The organism is uncultured Winogradskyella sp. (assembly GCF_947496485.1).
Classification (GTDB): Bacteria; Bacteroidota; Bacteroidia; order Flavobacteriales; family Flavobacteriaceae; genus Winogradskyella.
Genome location: NZ_CANMCZ010000002.1, coordinates 422461 through 441085, shown reverse-complemented (window position 1 = coordinate 441085; position 18625 = coordinate 422461). Strand labels below are relative to the sequence as shown.

15 protein-coding genes are annotated in these 18625 nt (G+C 30.7%); 4 read left to right on the top strand and 11 right to left on the bottom strand.

Annotated features, from left to right (window positions below; all coding sequences use genetic code 11):
- The first annotated feature begins 142 nt into the window (after positions 1–142).
- The 3 genes from Q0822_RS09800 (at position 143) to Q0822_RS09790 (ending at position 7043) form a co-directional block, all read left to right on the top strand.
- Positions 143–3853, top strand: a complete 3711-nt coding sequence (locus Q0822_RS09800) for a hypothetical protein (RefSeq protein ID WP_299122993.1) — start codon at positions 143–145, stop codon at positions 3851–3853.
- Between the two features lie 155 nt (positions 3854–4008).
- Positions 4009–5184: a hypothetical protein gene (locus Q0822_RS09795; protein WP_299122991.1), complete on the top strand. Its 1176-nt coding sequence runs from the start codon at positions 4009–4011 to the stop codon at positions 5182–5184.
- Entirely contained in the window at positions 5184–7043 is a 1860-nt protein-coding gene (locus Q0822_RS09790) for a hypothetical protein (RefSeq protein WP_299122989.1), read from the top strand. The genes Q0822_RS09795 and Q0822_RS09790 overlap by 1 nt, the downstream gene beginning before the upstream one ends.
- A 795-nt stretch (positions 7044–7838) precedes the next feature.
- Here the strand turns inward: Q0822_RS09790 and Q0822_RS09785 are convergent.
- The 9 genes from Q0822_RS09785 to Q0822_RS09745 all read right to left on the bottom strand — a co-directional run bounded on the left by Q0822_RS09785 (position 7839) and on the right by Q0822_RS09745 (position 15830).
- Positions 7839–8564 carry a DUF6090 family protein gene (locus tag Q0822_RS09785; protein WP_299122988.1) on the bottom strand — a complete coding sequence of 242 codons (726 nt, stop codon included), beginning with the start codon at positions 8562–8564 and terminating at the stop codon, positions 7839–7841.
- 109 nt (positions 8565–8673) lie between these two features.
- Positions 8674–10317 carry a tetratricopeptide repeat protein gene (locus Q0822_RS09780; protein WP_299122987.1) on the bottom strand — a complete coding sequence of 548 codons (1644 nt, stop codon included), beginning with the start codon at positions 10315–10317 and terminating at the stop codon, positions 8674–8676.
- A gap of 120 nt (positions 10318–10437) precedes the next feature.
- Complete coding sequence (locus tag Q0822_RS09775; protein ID WP_299122986.1) at positions 10438–11499, bottom strand: NAD(P)-dependent alcohol dehydrogenase; 1062 nt, start codon at positions 11497–11499, stop codon at positions 10438–10440.
- Between the two features lie 64 nt (positions 11500–11563).
- Positions 11564–12070: a Pycsar system effector family protein gene (locus Q0822_RS09770; protein WP_299122985.1), complete on the bottom strand. Its 507-nt coding sequence runs from the start codon at positions 12068–12070 to the stop codon at positions 11564–11566.
- 21 nt (positions 12071–12091) lie between these two features.
- Positions 12092–13852, bottom strand: a complete 1761-nt coding sequence (locus Q0822_RS09765) for an adenylate/guanylate cyclase domain-containing protein (RefSeq protein WP_299122984.1) — start codon at positions 13850–13852, stop codon at positions 12092–12094.
- 47 nt (positions 13853–13899) lie between these two features.
- Positions 13900–14340, bottom strand: a complete 441-nt coding sequence (locus Q0822_RS09760) for a hypothetical protein (protein WP_299122983.1) — start codon at positions 14338–14340, stop codon at positions 13900–13902.
- A gap of 95 nt (positions 14341–14435) precedes the next feature.
- Entirely contained in the window at positions 14436–14924 is a 489-nt protein-coding gene (locus Q0822_RS09755; protein WP_299122982.1) for a hypothetical protein, read from the bottom strand.
- Positions 14925–15242: 318 nt separating this feature from the next.
- Entirely contained in the window at positions 15243–15485 is a 243-nt protein-coding gene (locus Q0822_RS09750) for a cold shock domain-containing protein (protein WP_299122981.1), read from the bottom strand.
- 153 nt (positions 15486–15638) lie between these two features.
- On the bottom strand, positions 15639–15830 hold the full coding sequence (locus Q0822_RS09745) for a cold-shock protein (protein WP_299122980.1): 192 nt from the start codon (positions 15828–15830) through the stop codon (positions 15639–15641).
- Between the two features lie 204 nt (positions 15831–16034).
- Between Q0822_RS09745 and Q0822_RS09740 the strand changes: the two genes are divergently transcribed.
- Entirely contained in the window at positions 16035–16298 is a 264-nt protein-coding gene (locus Q0822_RS09740; protein WP_299122979.1) for a hypothetical protein, read from the top strand.
- Here the strand turns inward: Q0822_RS09740 and lpxD are convergent, their stop codons facing one another.
- Together lpxD and Q0822_RS09730 are read right to left on the bottom strand one after the other, a co-directional pair.
- Positions 16299–17288 carry a UDP-3-O-(3-hydroxymyristoyl)glucosamine N-acyltransferase gene (lpxD, locus tag Q0822_RS09735; protein WP_299122978.1) on the bottom strand — a complete coding sequence of 330 codons (990 nt, stop codon included), beginning with the start codon at positions 17286–17288 and terminating at the stop codon, positions 16299–16301. It lies immediately after the preceding gene.
- Between the two features lie 131 nt (positions 17289–17419).
- Positions 17420–18538, bottom strand: a complete 1119-nt coding sequence (locus Q0822_RS09730) for a DEAD/DEAH box helicase (protein ID WP_299122977.1) — start codon at positions 18536–18538, stop codon at positions 17420–17422.
- Positions 18539–18625 lie beyond the last annotated feature (87 nt).

The window sequence follows — 18625 nt, the reverse complement described above, 5'->3', positions numbered from 1 at the left end:
TTCTTCTATTTATTAATTAATATTATTGAATTAAGTATTAAATATTTAAGTAGTCCTTCGGAAAAATAAAGAACCTACTATTCAATATAGTTTGATTTTAATTTAATTCCAGAAATGGTATACTTTACCAACTGTTTTTTATATGATTACTAGAATTGAAGCTGCTCTTAAAGAATGTAACGGAGATGTATTTGCTAACCTTAGTAGACAATATCTTGTTTATCGTTATTCTCACGTTTTCCCAACAGGTTTTGTATTAGGAAAGGAAAAGTCCAAAATTGGTACACCAGATAATTTTATTCCGATTGGCGACTACTATATTTATAACGAGATTACAACTAAGACTGATAATATATTATCAAAGTTAAAGGCTGACATCAGTCATTGCTTTAAACAGACAGATGTTCCTAAAGATGGTATTGTAAAGATTATTTTGATTTGTAATTCGGTTATAGATGTCTCTGATTATGATGACTTAAAAAAGCACCTATCCACATATTCAAAAGAGACTAAACTTGAGGTGTTAAGTATAAAAAATTTTGCAAACCAAATATTCAAAAACTATCCTTCACTAGCTCGAAAGCTTGGATTGCCCATTGATACATGGCAAATTCTTGAAATGCCTGAGTTTATTGAAGAATATCAAAAATCAAAATTTGCTACCACTCTTTTAAACAAATTTTATAATAGAGAAACGGAGCTTTCCGAAGGACTAGAAAGTCTGAATACAAAGGACATACTAATTTTAACGGGAGCAGCAGGAACTGGAAAAACTAAGTTCGCTATAGAATTAATAAGGATTTTTTTAGCTAAGTACGACAACTATCATCCAAAGGTTATTCGTGCAAATGGTGTGCTAAATCTTTGGGACGACTTACAAAATTTCCTTTTGCCTGATGTTGATTACATTATATTAGTAGATGATGCCAATAGATTAAAATCAAACCTCGATTACTTAATCAACTTTAAAAATAAAAGAACTGGTAAAGGAAAGTTGAAAATAATTCTTACAATAAGAAATTACGTGCTGCATGAAATAGGGCATTTACTTGACAAACCTACTACCATATACTTCGAGGTCTTCCAGAGGGAAGAGCTTAAGAAAATCCTACAATCCAATGATTTTAATATCAATGATTATTGGGCTGACAGAATTTGGGAGATTTCTAAAGGTAATCCTAGACTTGCTGTTATGGCTGCCGAAGCAGGTAACAAAGGTGAGCTGGAAAAGCTTAATAACCCTGCACAGATAATGCACGAGTATTTTTCTTCTGTTAGGGAAACAGTTGACAAATTTGAAGACCAAGAATTATTAAAGGTAATGGGTATTTTATCCCTTTTTAGAACAATAGATTTTTCTAATACCGACCAAATAAAGGAGATTGAACATTACTTCGGAATAGATAAAGAAAAACTTCAAATTCATCTAAAGACCTTATTCAAAATTGAGATAGCAGATGAATTGTTTAATGCATATAAAATAGCAGACCAAATTCTTGGTGAATACCTAATTTTTCTAATTTTCTTAAAGGAAAAAACAATCCCATTCACAAAGTTATTAGAGATTTACTTTCATAAAGACGCTGGATTTGGTTTGGGTTGGATTTTAATTCAACAAATAAACAATTTCAATTTTAAAGAAGTTTTCAGTCTAGTTCAAACTGATATTAAGGAGTCATGGAAAAATAGAGGGGGTAATAGAATTGCTTTACCATTCATCAAAGATTTCTATTGTTTTATTCCCATTGAGACACTTTCGTTCATTTCGGAAATGATTGAAAAAGAGCCAAAAGTAGATTATAATGGTTTTAATTTCGAAATCTGGAATAAAAACCATCTTAATTCCTATGGTGACAAACAGATTGACTTATTACTTAAATTTCAAAATTTAAGAAAAGAACACTTTAACCTTTCACTGAATGTTTTACTTGAATATTGTTTAAGAAGTGAACAGCGATTTCAAAAATTCCTGAAAGCATGTGTACAGAGCTTTGTCATGTCAAAAAATTCCTTTTATCATGATTATTCAACTCAGACTGAACTGTTCAAGTTCTTATTCAAAAAGCTTAAAGAAAATGAGATTTTTATCTCTAAACTCATTCTGTTTATTGCTCCTACTTTTTTAAAAGACACTTTTAGAGCGACAACGAGTTACGGGAAAGAAATTAGCATTGGAACTTATGCTGTTTTCCTTTCAGAAGAGCAAATAAAACTCAGAAATAATCTTTGGGAATTCATTTTCAGTAAGTATTCGAACGATTCTTTAAAATCTAGTGTTCAGAAGTGCATTCTAGAATACACGCAGAACCTAAGTTATCACGAAAAAAATGAAGATGTGATTCTTCATGACAAAGACTTGATATTAAACTTTTTTGATAATGAATTAGACAAAAATGAATTTATAGATTGTGTTCTAATTGAAAAATATATTGGTAAACTCGAATGGCTAGGTCTTACAGTTGATAAAGTACTTTTGAAAATGCTTGACAATTCTGCCTTTAAACTATACAATACTGTCACTGATGGGTCTTTTTCGAGGAAAGAGATTCGTTTAGAATATGATAAATACCAGAATTATCTCAACAATAAGTTTAAAGCACTTCTGAATGGATGGGAATTAGAAAATTTGACTGAAATTTTCAATGATTATAGTGTCATTCTTGAGAATAAGGACTTCATTTCTAATGATTTTTATAGGGTGACAGAATCAGTTTCTAGACTACTTGTTTTTCTAGGTAATAGAGATTTTGATCAATTTCTAATTCTATATCAAAAGTTTGCTCGAAGTAGATATGAATCGAATATACCAAGAAAATTCTTTACCAAGTTAAGGATGGGTTTTGATAAGGTTGAAAAGTTTCGCTCAGTTCTAAACAAGAGGGAGTTTATCTATGACCTACCAACGCTCCATGTAAATATTTCCAATAGTAATCTTCGAGAAAAGGATTTTGACCATTTTTTAAAGTATTTGGGGAGCAATCAGATTAAGAACTTTTGGTTTATCACTAAACTGCTCCAAAGATTTGAAAAATATTTTAAGGACGTTGACGATGTAGTGGTCAAAGTACTTAGCACTATATCAAAAAGGGCTAAAAAATCTAGAGTTTATATACCAAAAGAATTCTTTGAATATATATGCTCGAATTATCCGGAAATATATAAAAGCGAGTTCAAAACAATCTGTGATTTATATCTTATTGTAGATAGCTATGAAAGACACTTTGATTATTCTTTGGAGGTACTTAAGTCAATATTGGAAATCGAACCTGGTTTCATTGTTAAGCTAATGGATTCACATTTTGATAAGTTGCATTACTTGTCCAATTCCGCATTGTTTGAGAATGATTTTCGGAAACTTTGGACAATGGAAAAACATTCAGAGGTTTTTACGAGGATACTGGACTATACCAATAAATTCCATAGAATTTCCGACAGTTCAGATTCCATAACCAAGATTTTTCAATCAAATGATGAGACACAGTTAACTTTTTTGAGAGATTACCTAAGTGAAAAAACTGATAAAAGCGCCATCTTTACCGTCTTTAACGTAGTTGTTTCAATTTTTAGAAATGACCGTTACGAGTTTTTAGACTTAATATTGGATAAAGAAGTTGATGTTGATACATTCAGAAATTTGGATTTTGTTGTTTCTAGCATAACTTATTCAGGTAGTATCATCCCTAGGTACCAAAGTAGGATTGAGGAATTAAATGGCTATATTAATCATCTCCAAGCAAAAGGAGATATAAAGATGCTGCCCTACATACAAATATTAGATGACCGTGTTAACTACTATCTAAGAAGTATTGAGACTGCCCGTAAAAGGGAGTTCCTATCTGATTGGGGCATTTAATACATGTTGTAAAAATGTGTCTTATGGTAATCAAATTTTTATGGACAAATCTCAGGAATTGCAGCTCTGATACAGATGATGCATTTGTTTCTTGAATAATCTATAATTTCTTTAACATATTGCAGTATATTTATATATAAAGTTTAACGAGAACAATGTCCAAACTATCAACAAAATTTAATAAAAGTATAAAAGAAGAACATAATGATTTATACAAATTATTAAAAAGAGAAAACAAGCTGTTTTTATTAAAAAATAAAATATTACTCAGAACAAAGTGGTATCATTATTTTTTATTACATCTTACATTAGGGGTTTTGGCTGTAATGTTTTCTTTTAATTTTAATGAAATAAGCCTTTTAAAGTACCTTAATTTTATTGAAATAGATAAAAACTATGCAGATAAAATTTTGCACGAATACACTTTATATATTGGAACATTCATTTCTGTAACTCTAATTGTAACTACATTCTTATTTAATTTTTTAAAAGAATTTATAGACTCTAATATAAAATTAGTAGTCCGATATGTTAATTACGAAATAGTTGCTTATTATGGCTTTGGATTGGTTGTTTCCTTGATTGTTCAAAAGCTATTAAGTGTTACTTTACCTTTTGAAAAACTTCAAAATCTATTAATTCTAGACTTCTATTTGATTCTGATATTTTTATTTCTTTTAGTTTCATTATATGTTAGAATATTTGAAATTATCCAACCAAGTAAATTAAAAGAAGTTTATTTAGAAGACACAAAAAGAATATGTGCATTAAATATTTTTCATCAGCTTTTTGAAATTAAAAGCAAAAAAATTATGCAAGACTCTTTTAAAGAAATAAAATTTCAAGAAATAAGTAATGCAACACATTTCTTTGCTGATGATACAAGAGAAGATTTACATTACATCTATAATCAAGATGAAAATAAAGGGAAGTATTTAAAGGATATTCATCTTAAAAAATTATTCAAAAAGACTAAAGGCTTTCAAATAAAACAATTTGTTCCATTACATCTTGGACAGTATTTCATTCCAGGCTCAGACTATCTTCTATTAGCTTTTGAAAAAGAAAATGAAAAATTTAAGGATAACAAGTTCTTTAAATCATTAGGAATTTCAATTAGTAAGATTAGGGAAAACTTTATTCTTAAAGAATATAAATTTTCAAAAAAGACATTAGAGAAAACACATGCCCAGGACGAGTTAGATGAGAAATTGGAGTTTATTAGTGATGATTTTAATGATAGTATATATAAAAGAAATCATAAAGGAGTGAAAAAAACACTCAGTGACTTAGAAGTAATAATTGATTTATATACACAAAATTTTGAATAATGTTTTTAGGCCATAGCTATAGTAAATATGAATCAAAAGTTTATTTCCCCAAAGCGGTAAATATCCTTTATATTTCATTAAGAGATTCTGCAAGATTAGATAATGATGAGATTTTTGTAAGTATCATTTTATTTATCAGAAAGAAAATTTATAGTTCAAGAAGTCAAAATTCAATTTCAGCATTTAGAGATTTAATTATTCTTTCAACTTGGTTATATCCAAATGTTAGTCAAAAACACAAGAATCTTATAGTTAATTATTTAGCAATTAGTTATAGAGAAATCATAAATTTTTACAGTATTTCGAATATTAATAATGATGAAAAAAACAATTACGAAATTGAAACAACCTTTGCTGAAATTAACTATTGGTCCTTAATTCAATTAACAAAAGTAATTATAGACGCAAAGGATTATAAAAACTTCAACAAATTATTTGAAGAAGTAAATCAAATATCATCTTGGTTTGATTTAAGAGAGTCTAAATCAGACGTCCAAAGAAAAGCAATAGAAGAAATTAGATTTATGCATAGAAGTTTTTATATTTCTGTTTATTCTTGGTTAGTCTTTAGTTACTCAAATAATAAGATATCTATAACAGAATTAGAAAATTTTAAACTCAATGAGAATATCGTAAACGAGCTTAAATTTAAAAATAATATTAAGCTTTTTGAAGTATTTGTTGAATTAAAAACAAGAGCTTTTAATGGTTTTCTTGAAATAGACAATTGGGAATTAAAAAAACATAAATCTGGAAAAGCTTATATGGCTCTTTCATCCAGAGATTGGCTGAATTTTGGGTTTACAATTTTACTTTTGCACAATAGAAGATTTGTTATTTCAAGATTTAATAATGAGATTAATTTAAATGATTCTTTCAAATTTCTAATAAATGATATAAAAGAAATTCTTAATAGAATTGAAATTAATCTAGAAGAAATATGGAATCAATTTTTATATCAAAATCATCAAGAAAAAAACCTTAAAGAAATATTTAATTCAAGTAAAAATGATATCCTCAATACTCTTCAAGAATTAAAAAAGAAACAAGAATTAAGTTATTATGCTGATGTAGTTGATCAAGAATTATCACCTATAAAAATTCAAGAATTTAAAGAGTCTGTTCTAAAAAATTGGAATAACAATAATATTATTCCAGAAGTTTTAAAGAGGTATAATTGTGTTGAATATCTTGATAATATCAAAGAAATTGATGGTTTAGGCTATTTTAATTTGTATAACAAGATGAAATCAATGTTCATTGAAGGAAAAGATAATTTCGTTTATGGGGCAAGTGATGTTGGTGCAAAATTAGCTAGAGATATTGAAAGACAATTTTATTCTATTTTGGGCAGTAAGAAAGATTTTATTGAAAACAAGAATTTGAAAAAAGATATTGATTTAAAGATCAATGCAATAGAGGATAAATCTAAATACACAATATTTACAGACTGGAAAGGGGTAGAGCTTTTAAATAGTAATCGGGAGATCGAATATTTGCAAGAATCAGAGGATAAGTTTTCATATGCCAATTATAAGGGTATTCCAATAATTAATAATTCTTTAATTTATGATAATACATTATTGCTAATTGATCTCGAAAGTTCTATAAGCTATACCATATATCAAGATGAAAAATGGTATGCGAAAGAATTAATGATTGAAGTCACAGAATTGACACAAGAAGTCATTGATGATGAACTTTCCAAATATGACGAAAAATGGAAAGTAAATGAAGAGTATGAAGTTACTAAAGAAGAAGCTGAATTATTAATTAAAAGCTCAATACTAATAAAAGTTTTATTTAAGAGTCAAATGAAAGTCATAAGTACTGATAATTATTATTTCTATAAATTCTAAGACAAGTTAATAGCCTTATAATATGTAGTTTATTAGTTTTAATAAATTCTCATTTATTATGTAAAATAGAATTTCAATATTTAGCTCGGCCTCATAAAATTTTGGTTAAAACAATAGGCGAAAGAGCGTATATATTTTAGGGAGTTAGTAATACATAAAGTAAAGAAGTATAACTATTAATGGGACTTCTAAGCAATCTTAATCTGTTCAGAAGTTTCCTGAAATATAGTGAATGAGCCGTTAATTGTTTCCAAAATTATATGCAGCCTTGAATTTTTGTTTCTTTTGTTTCAAGACAAAAGATATAGAAACTAAAAAAGACTATTTGGAATTCTACATATAACAAGTGCATAGAATTTTATTTTTTTAAAATTTATGCTCTTGTGGCAATCCACGAGAATCGTCTAAAATTTTTTATCACGTACATTTTGTCGTTTACGCGATTTTTAAAAGAAGTAAAAAGCTAGCTTTTATTGTGCGGCTGGCAAGCGTTGGATAATTGTGTACAAAATAAATTGCCAGAGCAATTTGATTTTATAAAGCAATCGAGCGTTTGACAGCGGACATTTGACATAACGGCAAATTATAGGACTAATGCTTTTTTAACTCTGCGAAGCAAACCGTTTCTAGTTTAATGCCCAAGTTCTGCACATTAAAACCAATAGTACTAAAGCTTCTGGGATATTTTACATAATATCATTATAGTTGACAAATGGTACACTTTGACTAAATAATCAATAATAGCATTTGTCCTATAATTTATATTATGTAAAATAGAATATTTTGGAGTATCAACTAACTACTCTCTTTTAAGCGATCGTCTAATTCTTTATTAATTTCTGTAATATAATTTTGATATGCTTTCATAAATGCATATAAATTACCAAACACATAAGTTTTGTGCATTGCAACTCGATTCTTATAATCCTTACTCAAAAAATAATCTATAGTTTCTGGTGTTATACTATTTGATAAAAAATCAGATAGCCATAATTTGTTATTCTTTAAATACGTTAAGTTATCATCAATATCTTTCCCAATACGATCAACAGTTGTATCTAAAAGCTCTTTATATGCAGCATGATTTACAACAATAGAAACAACTAAACTATCCATATCTACAGTATTGTCGCTTACATGAGATTGTAACTGGTTATAACCTTTAGTTTGCAATTTGAATGGATTATAACTAAAAATAAGGCCAAATACACCTCCATTTCTCATTAAAACATCTTTATTTAAACTATCAGAAAGCACCAAATCATATATCGGTTTTTTAGCATCTAATACTTTTAAATTAGTCGCAATAATTGCACTATCTAATTTCAGATCACTTCTGTAATCTTTTAAATACCGATTTAATAGTTCGTTTTCTCTTTTGATTTCATTAGCATTATTTATTGCTACAGCAATTAAGATTCCAATAACAACAAGTACAATCTCACCTATAGCATAGGTTATATATTTTGCTACTGCATTGCCTTTAAAAAGATTCCTGCGGAACTTACTAAAAAGATTCATTAATTTATTAGTGGGTTAAGTTGTGAATTTACAAATTAATTTAGAACATGTAAAAGTAAATCCTCAGTAAACCATATAACTAAGCATAAAAGTTATAAGCACGATTATTTTATTCTTTTTTTAGTGCTTCTATCCTCTTTTTAGCAGCTCTAGACAACATATGCTTAGGATGATTCTTAACAAGCATCTCATAAACTTCAATTGCTTTGTCTGCTTGTTCTGCTTTTTCCAATGCACTGCCAAGATTGTAAAAGTGTCCTGCTGAATCTGGATAAACTTCAGTTAATAACTGGTATATAAAAATTGCACCTTGTACATTCCCATTCAGAAACAATCGCCCACCAGCTTTTCCAAATTCATTCTCAAAATCATAATAACGGTATTTAGGATTATTCGCTATTTCTATAGCGTCTGTTTTTAACTGAGTAAAATTTCCAGACATAAATAACTCCGTAAGATGTTGCATAGGTTTTAAAATAAAACCATCATCTTTATAATTTAAAGCAGCCTCTAATACAGGATCTGCATTGTTCTTATACTCATTAAAACTCATATCTACAGCAACATGCGGTAAAGTAGCATCTTGGTTTTCCCATTGTGGCTCATCTTGCCACCATGCATAAGATAAATAAGCATTTATACCACTCTTTGGCAATACTACACGTCTAGCATCTCCATAAAAATTAATATTCTCTGCTGTTGGTTCACCAACTAATATGGCTTCTGTGTACCTACTAATCTCGTTTGTTAGGTTTTGTGCCGCAGAAAAAGTCTCTCTTCCAATAATATAAAAGAATTTTCCCTTGGTATTAATTTTTGGTCTTGCCATTAGCCCTTTAATAAATTGTAGGTTGTTATAATTATTACCACCACCATTACCTCTCACATCATATACTAACTTATCAATAGTATTAGAATCTATGAATGTAAAAAGACGCTTGTAAAAATCTTTTAGTGATTCCTTGGGATCATCAAACACAGAGCTTTGCCTCACATAAAGTATTTTAGAATCTTTTAAATACTCAAAGTAATAGTACTTATTATTTAAATCCTTGAGGTATAAAGGCGTTTTACTTTGATCTCTTGCACTCAGCCAATTCTCATTTGGTATAGTAAGCGTAGAACCTTTAGATAATTCTTCTAGTTGTATGGTTGGAAATTCGTAATCAAAAACTACATTATCCTTTTCTAAAGTTAAGGTTACTGTTTTAGACCATTCCTTTAGTATGCCTTGCGCATGAAGCACATCGGGTACAGTCAAAAAACGTAAACCATAAGCCTTAAAATACTGGTCATTTTCAGCAGGCACTACTGGTCTTATTCTTTTTAAGGCCTCCTCTACTTCCACTCCTTCAACTTTTAGAACTTTCGCACCTAAAGTTTCTCTATGTAATTTCATTACTCCTTCTATAAAAATTCCATCGTTAAAATGATAAAGGTTTACAGGTAATATACCACGTTCAGCTACTGTGTGAAAGGTTATTTGCGTATGTCCATACTTAAAAAGGGATACAATTCTCGAAAATGCGACATTGATTTCATGCGGTTCCATATTTGGAATATCTGCAAATAATTCCTCTACCTCAACATCAAAGTCTTTCGCTGTTACTTTTTTAAATAAATGTGAATAATTCTTATGAACTTCAGCTTGTAAATAGCGTAAATCTTCTTGCCAGTCTTCTGTGCTCAATTGATTTTGAGAAAAAGCTGAGCCAATAAATAAAAAACAAATAATGTATAATGATAGTTTCATGAGTTAGTGATTTGATTAATGATAGGCTAATTTCATAAAACCAGTTGAAGACACACTACTTATATTCCTGAAGTGTAGAATGAATAGTCTGAATTGTAAATTAACTAAAGATTATAGTATTCAAGATTCTTTCAAAGATTTCATATCAATTACAAATCGGTATTTGACATCACTTTTCAGCATACGTTCATAGGCTTCATTAATCTCATGCATGTTAATGACTTCTATATCTGAAGTGATATTATGCTTTCCACAAAAATCTAATAACTCTTGTGTTTCGGCGATACCACCAATTAATGAACCTGCCATACTTTTACGACCCATAATCATGGGCACCGTAACTACAGGTGGATCTAAAGGTCCTAAATAACCTAGAATCACAAGAGTTCCGTTTGTATTAAGTGTAGAGATATATGGATTAAAATCGTGCTCGTAAGGCACTGTATCTAAAATAAGATCAAATTTACCCATGGCTTTTTCCATTTGGCTTTCGTCTGTAGAGATAATTACATCATCAGCACCTAAGGCTTTAGCATCAACAATCTTATTGGTAGATCTTGAAAATAAAGTGACATGAGCACCTAAAGCATGTGCTAATTTTATAGCCATATGACCCAATCCACCTAAACCAACGACAGCTACTTTAGAGTCTTTATCTACATTCCAATGACGTAATGGCGACCATGTCGTAATACCTGCACAAAGCACTGGCGCAATACCTGCAAAGTCTAAGTTTTCTGGTACGCTCAGCACAAAATCCTCATCTACTACAATCATATCAGAATAACCACCATGTGTATTGGCGTCTAAATGCTTATCATAACCACCATAGGTACCAACCCAACCATTTGAGCAGTATTGTTCTAAATCTGCTTTACAATTATTACAAGTTCTACAAGAATCTACAAGGCAGCCTACAGCCACGATGTCGCCTACTTTATATTTTGAAACACCAGAGCCTATGTTAGTTACTTTACCAACAATTTCATGACCAGGCACCACAGGATATTCCGTCATTTCCCAATCATTACGTGCAAAGTGTAAATCGGAATGACAAACTCCACAGTACATAATATCAATTTCTATATCCTTAGCTAATACTTCCCTTCTATCGATTTGTAATGGCTTTAAATCTGCATCTGCAGCCACAGTTCCATATGCTTTTACATTTTTAGTTTTCATAATTTTATGATTTATAGTGTATTGTCTTAAAATTACAAAAAGTTATGCTCAATGTATATTAAATTTAAGTAAACAAAATCCAATACACTGATGTTACAATTACAAATAGAAAGCTAATTGCAAAAAACAGAATCGATTTCTGTACGTTTCTAAATTTCTCGTTTATAATTTTACTTTCAGCATGTATTTGCTCAGCAAGTAATTGATATAGTTCTTCATCAGAATTACAGGTTTTTATAAGCTCTTTGGTGTAGTTTTCTGTACTTCCAAATTTGGTGACCGCATCTCTAAAGAAAAACACATTTTTATCGTAACTCATTTCCATAAATGGTCTAAAACATCTAAAACAGTAAAATATAGAAATAGCTACGAAAATAAACCAGCAGATTAATAAGACTAGTAATACCGTATTTTCCATAAATACATCTTTAAAACGTTCTATACGATCTACAAAAAGTCCTAAAATTAAACTATGAAACGAAAAGATAACACCAGCTTTTAATTCTGAAGCTCTTATGAGTTTTTCTAGTCGTTCTAACTGTTCCCAGTAATTATTTGGATCTTGTGCCATATAGTATTACAATCAAGAAGTCTAAGATATAAAATACATTTTTAATTCACCTCTATTCTTCACAGCCAGTTCGCCTCTGTATTCACATTCAAAGTCATTTTTAATGACCTTATAAGTATCTTCTGAAATATTAATGCGGCCTGGTTGCGAGTTACTTTCCATTCGAGATGCAATATTCACCGTATCTCCCCAAATATCGTATGCGAATTTTTTAGTGCCAACGACTCCTGCTACTACAGGACCTGTATTGATGCCAATTCTAATATCAAATTCTGCTGTGGTGACATCATCTATTTTTGCCTGATTCACAAAGTCATTCATCTCTTTTGCAGCCAAGACCATTTCTTTGGCTTGATCCACATTATCAAAACTCAAACCACCAACAGCCATATAAGCATCACCAATGGTTTTTATTTTTTCGAGTCCGTATTTTTCCATAATTAAATCAAATTCAGAAAAATAAAAGTCTATGGTTTCAACCAATTTTTCAGGAGATAGATTCTCTGCATAACTGGTAAACCCTTTAAAGTCTGAAAACAAAACCGTTACCGAAGGAAACTTCTTCGCTTCTACTCTACCCTTATCTTTAAGTTCTTGAGCAGTTTCTTCTGGTAAAATATTGAGCAGTAATTTATCTGAGCGATCTCTCTCGTTCTCTATGATTTTATTGGTTTTCCTAACAAATTTATTCTTCTTAAATAAATTATAAGCTAATACTCCAATAAGGAATAGTACTCCTATGGTTGACCAAAGAATGATACGTTGAGTTTTTTGCTTTTCCAATGCTATAGCTTTCTCTTTAGAAACTTCAAATTCAGTTCGTGTATCTGCTGCTTCCTGCACTGATTGGAGGTTTACAACAGAATCACGGTATACGATATGCTCTTTATAAAATGGATGAGCTGTGGCAAGATCACCCTTTTTTTCATGGAATTCTGAAAGTTTTAAATTAGCATCACTTATTTGATCTTTAAGACCATATTGTTTAGCTAAATTCAAACTTCTGTGCAAATAGGCTAGCGCTGTAGTAAAGTCCTCTTTCCTTAAATATATATCTGAAATATAGGTAAGATAGATAGATATAGGGTGAAAATTTTCTTGCCCTTCCAGTATTTCAATGGCCTCATTTATATTTGATTCTGCCAATGTATCTTTGCCTTGTTCGGCATAGACCATTCCAATATTACCTTTATTATAAGCTGTACCCGTTAAAAAATTAATCTCTTGGCATATTTGAATTGATTTTTCAAATTTCTGTAATGCATCATCATATTTTTCATTGTTAAAATGAGCATCTCCAGCATTTAACAATATTGATGCCAAAGTAATGGAATCGTTTGTTGTTTTAATGAACTCTATAGCCTGGTTATAATATTTTTCAGCATTCTCGAAGTTTTCATTTATCACATAAACGTCTGCTATTGCTGAATAAGCAGTTCCTTGTCCTGAAATGTATTCGGCCTTCTTTGCGGCTTCTGCACTCTTAAAATAAGCACTTAAAGCTAATTCTGGATCTCCAACATTGTAATAATGATTTCCTTTTTGATAATAACCCCTATATAGATATAGATGATTTTCTTCTAATTTTGACTGTTCAACCAATTCTTCGGCATACTTTAAAGCCAATTCTGGATCATTCAACTCATTGAAAGATAAATTGCGCAACAATTCTAATTTCTCAATACCGCTTAAATTATTTTCCTTATAAATTATTGACAAACTATCTGCCACTTTTTGATCTTGACAGTAACTAAACTCATTAATAAACCAAAAAAAACCCATTAGTAAATAACAGGTTTTTAAATTCTTAAAAAACAGGTTCATATTTTTTAATTATTCATTTTAATTCTTGGATCAACAGGATATATGACAGGACCATCGTTGATCGTAAAATTAACTGTATATTCTTCATTTCCAGGGAGATATTTTCCATTAACTTTGGCTTTAAGTACTTTACGACCACCTTTCTGGGGATCCGCTAAGCCAGGTGGGATTGGCGTTTTCAAAATGTCATTACCGCCTGATGCCTTTTTAAAAACACCAGTAATATCTATTTTATCTGTACCCTGCTTAGGGACACCTTGCCATTCGCAGGTCGCTCCTTTATTTACAGTAGATACATAAGTCTCTGGATGACCTGGATTTTCTGCAGGGTCACTTTGATTGTCAGTTAAAACAACGTAGTTATTTACATTGTTTGGATCTGCCATTAACCCTTCTGTATCAACGGTTAATGTAATGACTGTGTCGGCTGGTTTTCCTCCTCCCATAATTATTGGTTTTAAGTTAAAATTATATATTGATTAATTAATTCAGTATGCATTTATCTCATTAATTTTTTAAAAAAATTCCATAAACAAGATTTTCAGACTTTTACCCTTGATTCATATTCAAAATATTTAGAATTACCTACATTACCTTCAGGCTTATACTTTAAGCCAATAAAACGTAGCCAAGACATCTGCTTATCAGTCTCTTTAGATTGAGAATATACCACCAACGTACAGCCTTTATAATTATAAGATTGCTCTTCTAAAATCTTGCGCATTTCAAAAGTTACTTTTAGTGCCTGCCTTTGCTCTTCCATATGCTTACTTGCCACTAAAAAACAATCTAATTTTGTATCACTCACTTTAACAGCCATTAAAATAAGTAAGGGTAAATTATTTGCTGTCCTAAATATTTTGCTAAATCCGTCTTTTCGAGATACTTCAAACTGTTTCATTAACGTATCTAAGGCCGTTTTCTCATTATGTACGTTGTAAAGTTTCCACTCATAAATTGAAAATTTCCAAGGGTTTTTTAGAACATAGGAAAGGTCTTCTTCAGTAATCTCATCTCGGACTTTAGACATACTCTTTTATACGATTTTACAAATACATATAATAAGTAGGTATACAATCATAAAAATGACAGTAATCTATTATAGCTAAACAAGGTTATAATACTTTGAAGTAAATTAGGGATAACATTTAGGAATGGGTGAATGGCAGAAAATGGTTGTTTAAAGTTAGGTAATATTCTTTTCATATCCTAACGACTTTGCGTAAAACAAAATATTAATTTGTTAGTTATTACCTTAAAAAAGAAAAAAAGCCCATCATAAAATGATGAAATTCACATATATAACATTGAAAGTACTAATGAACTGACGGCTAAATATTTTTTTTGACTAGACTAGTTTAGAAACATTTACAGCAACAGGCCCTTTTTTACTCTGCTCAATATTAAAGGTTACGTTTTGGCCTTGCTTAATCTTTGTCTTTAGATTAGACTTATGAACAAAGATTTCTTCATCAGAATCTTTAACAGTAATAAAACCAAATCCTTTTGTATAATTAAAGAATTTAACGGTTCCCTCTTTTTTATCAGACGTTTTATTCGTCTTAAATAATTTTCTAAGCAGTTTTAGCACAATATTAATTTTTAAGCCGTGAGTTGGTTACTCAATAATAGCAGTATTATTACAAACCTAATCATTATGTTTGAGTATTGAAATGTTATTGCATAAAAAAAGCCCATCATATAATGATGAGCCTCCATAATTCTAGGTTAAGCAATATATACTTTAGATAACTTTTACGTTTACTGCGTTTAATCCTTTTTTACCTTCTGTAAGATCAAATTCAACGGTATCGCCTTCGCGAATCTCGTCTATCAATCCAGAAATGTGAACAAAATGTTCTTTGTTTGAACCTTCTTCTGTAATAAATCCGAAGCCTTTAGCATCGTTGAAGAATTTTACTGTTCCTGTACTCATTGTATTATATTTAATTTATTAATAATACTGTATGGTATTCAACAAGCATGCCACAATTTAATTTAATGTCGTTCATCGGATAACGCATAAAAAAAGTACATTTTAACGATAAAAACTATACCTACAACAAACATGTTTGAAACCTACTCCATTACCTAATAACTTCGTTTTTAGATTCCCTCAATCTATTAAAACCTAATTATTATGGAAACAAAATTTTCTTTGTTTAACCAGATCAATAGCTTGTGCTACTGGTTATTAGTATCAAGTGATTACAGAACTTCAGTTAATTTGAATGCAGAAGATGACACCTATAGTGTTTGTATTACACATGGTGGCGTAGAACTTTACTCAAACATTATCAGAGGTTTTAGCAAAAGAGACGAAAATTTCTTAGAGCACGAATTAGATGGTATGGTTGCTGGTTTATTACATTTAAAGGAAAATGTAACCCAGAAATCAGCTTAATTATCTTGCTAGTTTTCTAAGTGCAACCCATTGTTTCAGCATTTCTCTAGAGTCTACTGCTGGATAACCTAATACAGTTTTGCCAGCCGCAACATCGTTCATAACTCCAGAACCAGCTCCTACAGTTGCTCCTGAATGTATAGTAGTATGGTCTTTTATAGAAGCACTTCCGCCTATAACTACACCATCTCCTAAAGTTACGGAACCCGCTAATCCACTACTTCCTGCCATAATACAAGAACGACCTAGCACACAATTGTGCGCAATTTGTACAAGGTTATCAATCTTACAGCCGTCACCTAATATCGTAGAACTAAATTTTCCACGATCAACGCAAGAGTTAGCACCTATTTCGACACCATTCCCAATGACTACATTTCCTATATGTGGAATTTTAACGAGTCCTCTCCCATCATCACTTGGACGATAACCAAACCCATCAGCACCAATACTCACGTTATTATGGAATATACAATGACTACCAATGACTGAGCGCTCTCTAATAATAGTACCTGACCATACCGTAGTAAAGTCTCCAATAGTGGTTTCATCTAAAATAGTAACATTTGGATATAAAGTAACGTTAGTACCTAACACGACATCTTTACCAATATAACAACCAGCTCCTACTCTACAGCCATCACCTATTTTTGCAGAAGGGTCAATTACTGCTGCAGGATGTATATTAGTTTCAAAATGAGGTGGTTCTGGTGTAAAGGTGTCTAATAATTTAGCCATAGCTAAATCTGCATTTTTTACTTTAATCAATGCACGGTTTTCACCGGGTTCTATATCTAAGTTATCATTAACTATGGCTAAACTCGATTTGGAATCTTTCCACAAAGCGGCAAATTTTCGATTACCAATAAAGGTAGCTTGGTTTTCATTTGCTTTCTGTACTTGTTCTAAACCTGTAATGTTATGACTCGTAGAACCTAATATTTCACCGCCCACAATGGCATTGACGTCTTGTATAGTTAATGATTTCATTAATTTGAGATTGTATTTTAGTTATTAGCTACACAAGATAATACTAAAAAATGAAAGACGACTATCCATTGGGCTGGATTGAAGATACTGAACTAAATTCAGCATGCTGAGAAAATTGCCTTAAAGTCAAACTACATTGTAATCTCCCTAAATACTATACCTAAAGCTGATTGAATATCGATGACTTTCTGCATTTCACCAGGAATTATTAGAGCTATAGATTGTCCTGTTTTACCAGCTCTAGCCGTTCGTCCACTTCGATGTGTATAATAATCTAATTGTTCTGGTAATTGATGATGCAGTACAAATGCTAGATTGTTGACATCTATACCTCTTGCAGAAACATCAGTAGACACTAAAACCTGCAAACTTTCATTCTTAAAAGCTCTCATTACTTTATCGCGCTCTTTTTGCTGCATATCGCCTTCTAAGGCTCCGACTGCAAAACCTTCATGCTGTAATTGCTGTGCTAAGGTTTTCGTACCAGCTTTTGTTCTACAAAAAATGATACCTCTTTCGTCTTGTCGTTTGTCTAAAATTCGAGTTATGGTATTCAGCTTATCCTTAATAGTCGTATGGATAAAATGATGAGAAATATTTTCATTCACTAATGCATTTTTATTCACTTCTACTCTAACAGCATCAGGAGACATATAGTTTTTTATAATTTGTTTAATTTCTTCTGGCATAGTTGCAGAAAACAACCAGGTATTGCGCTTCTTAGTATTGTACTTTAATATTTTATTTAAATCTTCTTTAAAACCCATGCTCAACATTTCGTCCGCTTCATCTAGTACTAAGATTTTTACATTAGAAATGTCCACTGCTCCACGTTCTACTAAATCGAATAAACGTCCTGGTGTAGCCACAACAATATGTGTGGTTCTGGTTAAAGCTTTGATTTGCTTATCCATTTTTTCACCACCATAAACACCTTCTGCGAAAATCTTTCCATCAATATACTTTGTGAATCTGAAGAGTTGTTTCTGTATTTGCTGAACCAATTCTCGTGTTGGTGCAATAATCAGTGCTTGCACATCTGTATTACTTTTATCAATAGCATGAAGAACAGGCAATCCAAAAGCTGCCGTTTTACCTGTACCTGTTTGCGCTAAACCAATTAAATCTGTTTTAGATTCTAGTAAGATAGGAATTGCAGTTTCCTGTATTTCTGTTGGATTGACAATATTGAGTTCCTTTAATCCCTTTATATAGGACTTATGGATACCTAGGTCTATAAATGTAGTCATAGTATTTTAATCTTGCACAAAGGTAATTTGTAATTATTACAATTGATGAATTATAATAAAATAATATGGTTGCAGTGTTTATGTAAT

Bases quoted from the DNA above. Each gene is read 5' to 3' on its own strand.
- Q0822_RS09775 (WP_299122986.1), bottom strand. From the start codon at position 11,499: ATGAAAACTAAAAATGTAAAAGCATATGGAACTGTGGCTGCAGATGCA.
- Q0822_RS09795 (WP_299122991.1), top strand. From the start codon at position 4,009: ATGTCCAAACTATCAACAAAATTTAATAAAAGTATAAAAGAAGAACAT.
- Q0822_RS09765 (WP_299122984.1), bottom strand. From the start codon at position 13,852: ATGGGTTTTTTTTGGTTTATTAATGAGTTTAGTTACTGTCAAGATCAA.
- Q0822_RS09800 (WP_299122993.1), top strand. From the start codon at position 143: ATGATTACTAGAATTGAAGCTGCTCTTAAAGAATGTAACGGAGATGTA.
- Q0822_RS09755 (WP_299122982.1), bottom strand. From the start codon at position 14,924: ATGTCTAAAGTCCGAGATGAGATTACTGAAGAAGACCTTTCCTATGTT.
- Q0822_RS09730 (WP_299122977.1), bottom strand. From the start codon at position 18,538: ATGACTACATTTATAGACCTAGGTATCCATAAGTCCTATATAAAGGGA.
- lpxD (WP_299122978.1), bottom strand. From the start codon at position 17,288: ATGAAATCATTAACTATACAAGACGTCAATGCCATTGTGGGCGGTGAA.
- Q0822_RS09790 (WP_299122989.1), top strand. From the start codon at position 5,184: ATGTTTTTAGGCCATAGCTATAGTAAATATGAATCAAAAGTTTATTTC.
- Q0822_RS09785 (WP_299122988.1), bottom strand. From the start codon at position 8,564: ATGAATCTTTTTAGTAAGTTCCGCAGGAATCTTTTTAAAGGCAATGCA.
- Q0822_RS09740 (WP_299122979.1), top strand. From the start codon at position 16,035: ATGGAAACAAAATTTTCTTTGTTTAACCAGATCAATAGCTTGTGCTAC.
- Q0822_RS09760 (WP_299122983.1), bottom strand. From the start codon at position 14,340: ATGGGAGGAGGAAAACCAGCCGACACAGTCATTACATTAACCGTTGAT.
- Q0822_RS09780 (WP_299122987.1), bottom strand. From the start codon at position 10,317: ATGAAACTATCATTATACATTATTTGTTTTTTATTTATTGGCTCAGCT.
- Q0822_RS09745 (WP_299122980.1), bottom strand. From the start codon at position 15,830: ATGAGTACAGGAACAGTAAAATTCTTCAACGATGCTAAAGGCTTCGGA.
- Q0822_RS09770 (WP_299122985.1), bottom strand. From the start codon at position 12,070: ATGGCACAAGATCCAAATAATTACTGGGAACAGTTAGAACGACTAGAA.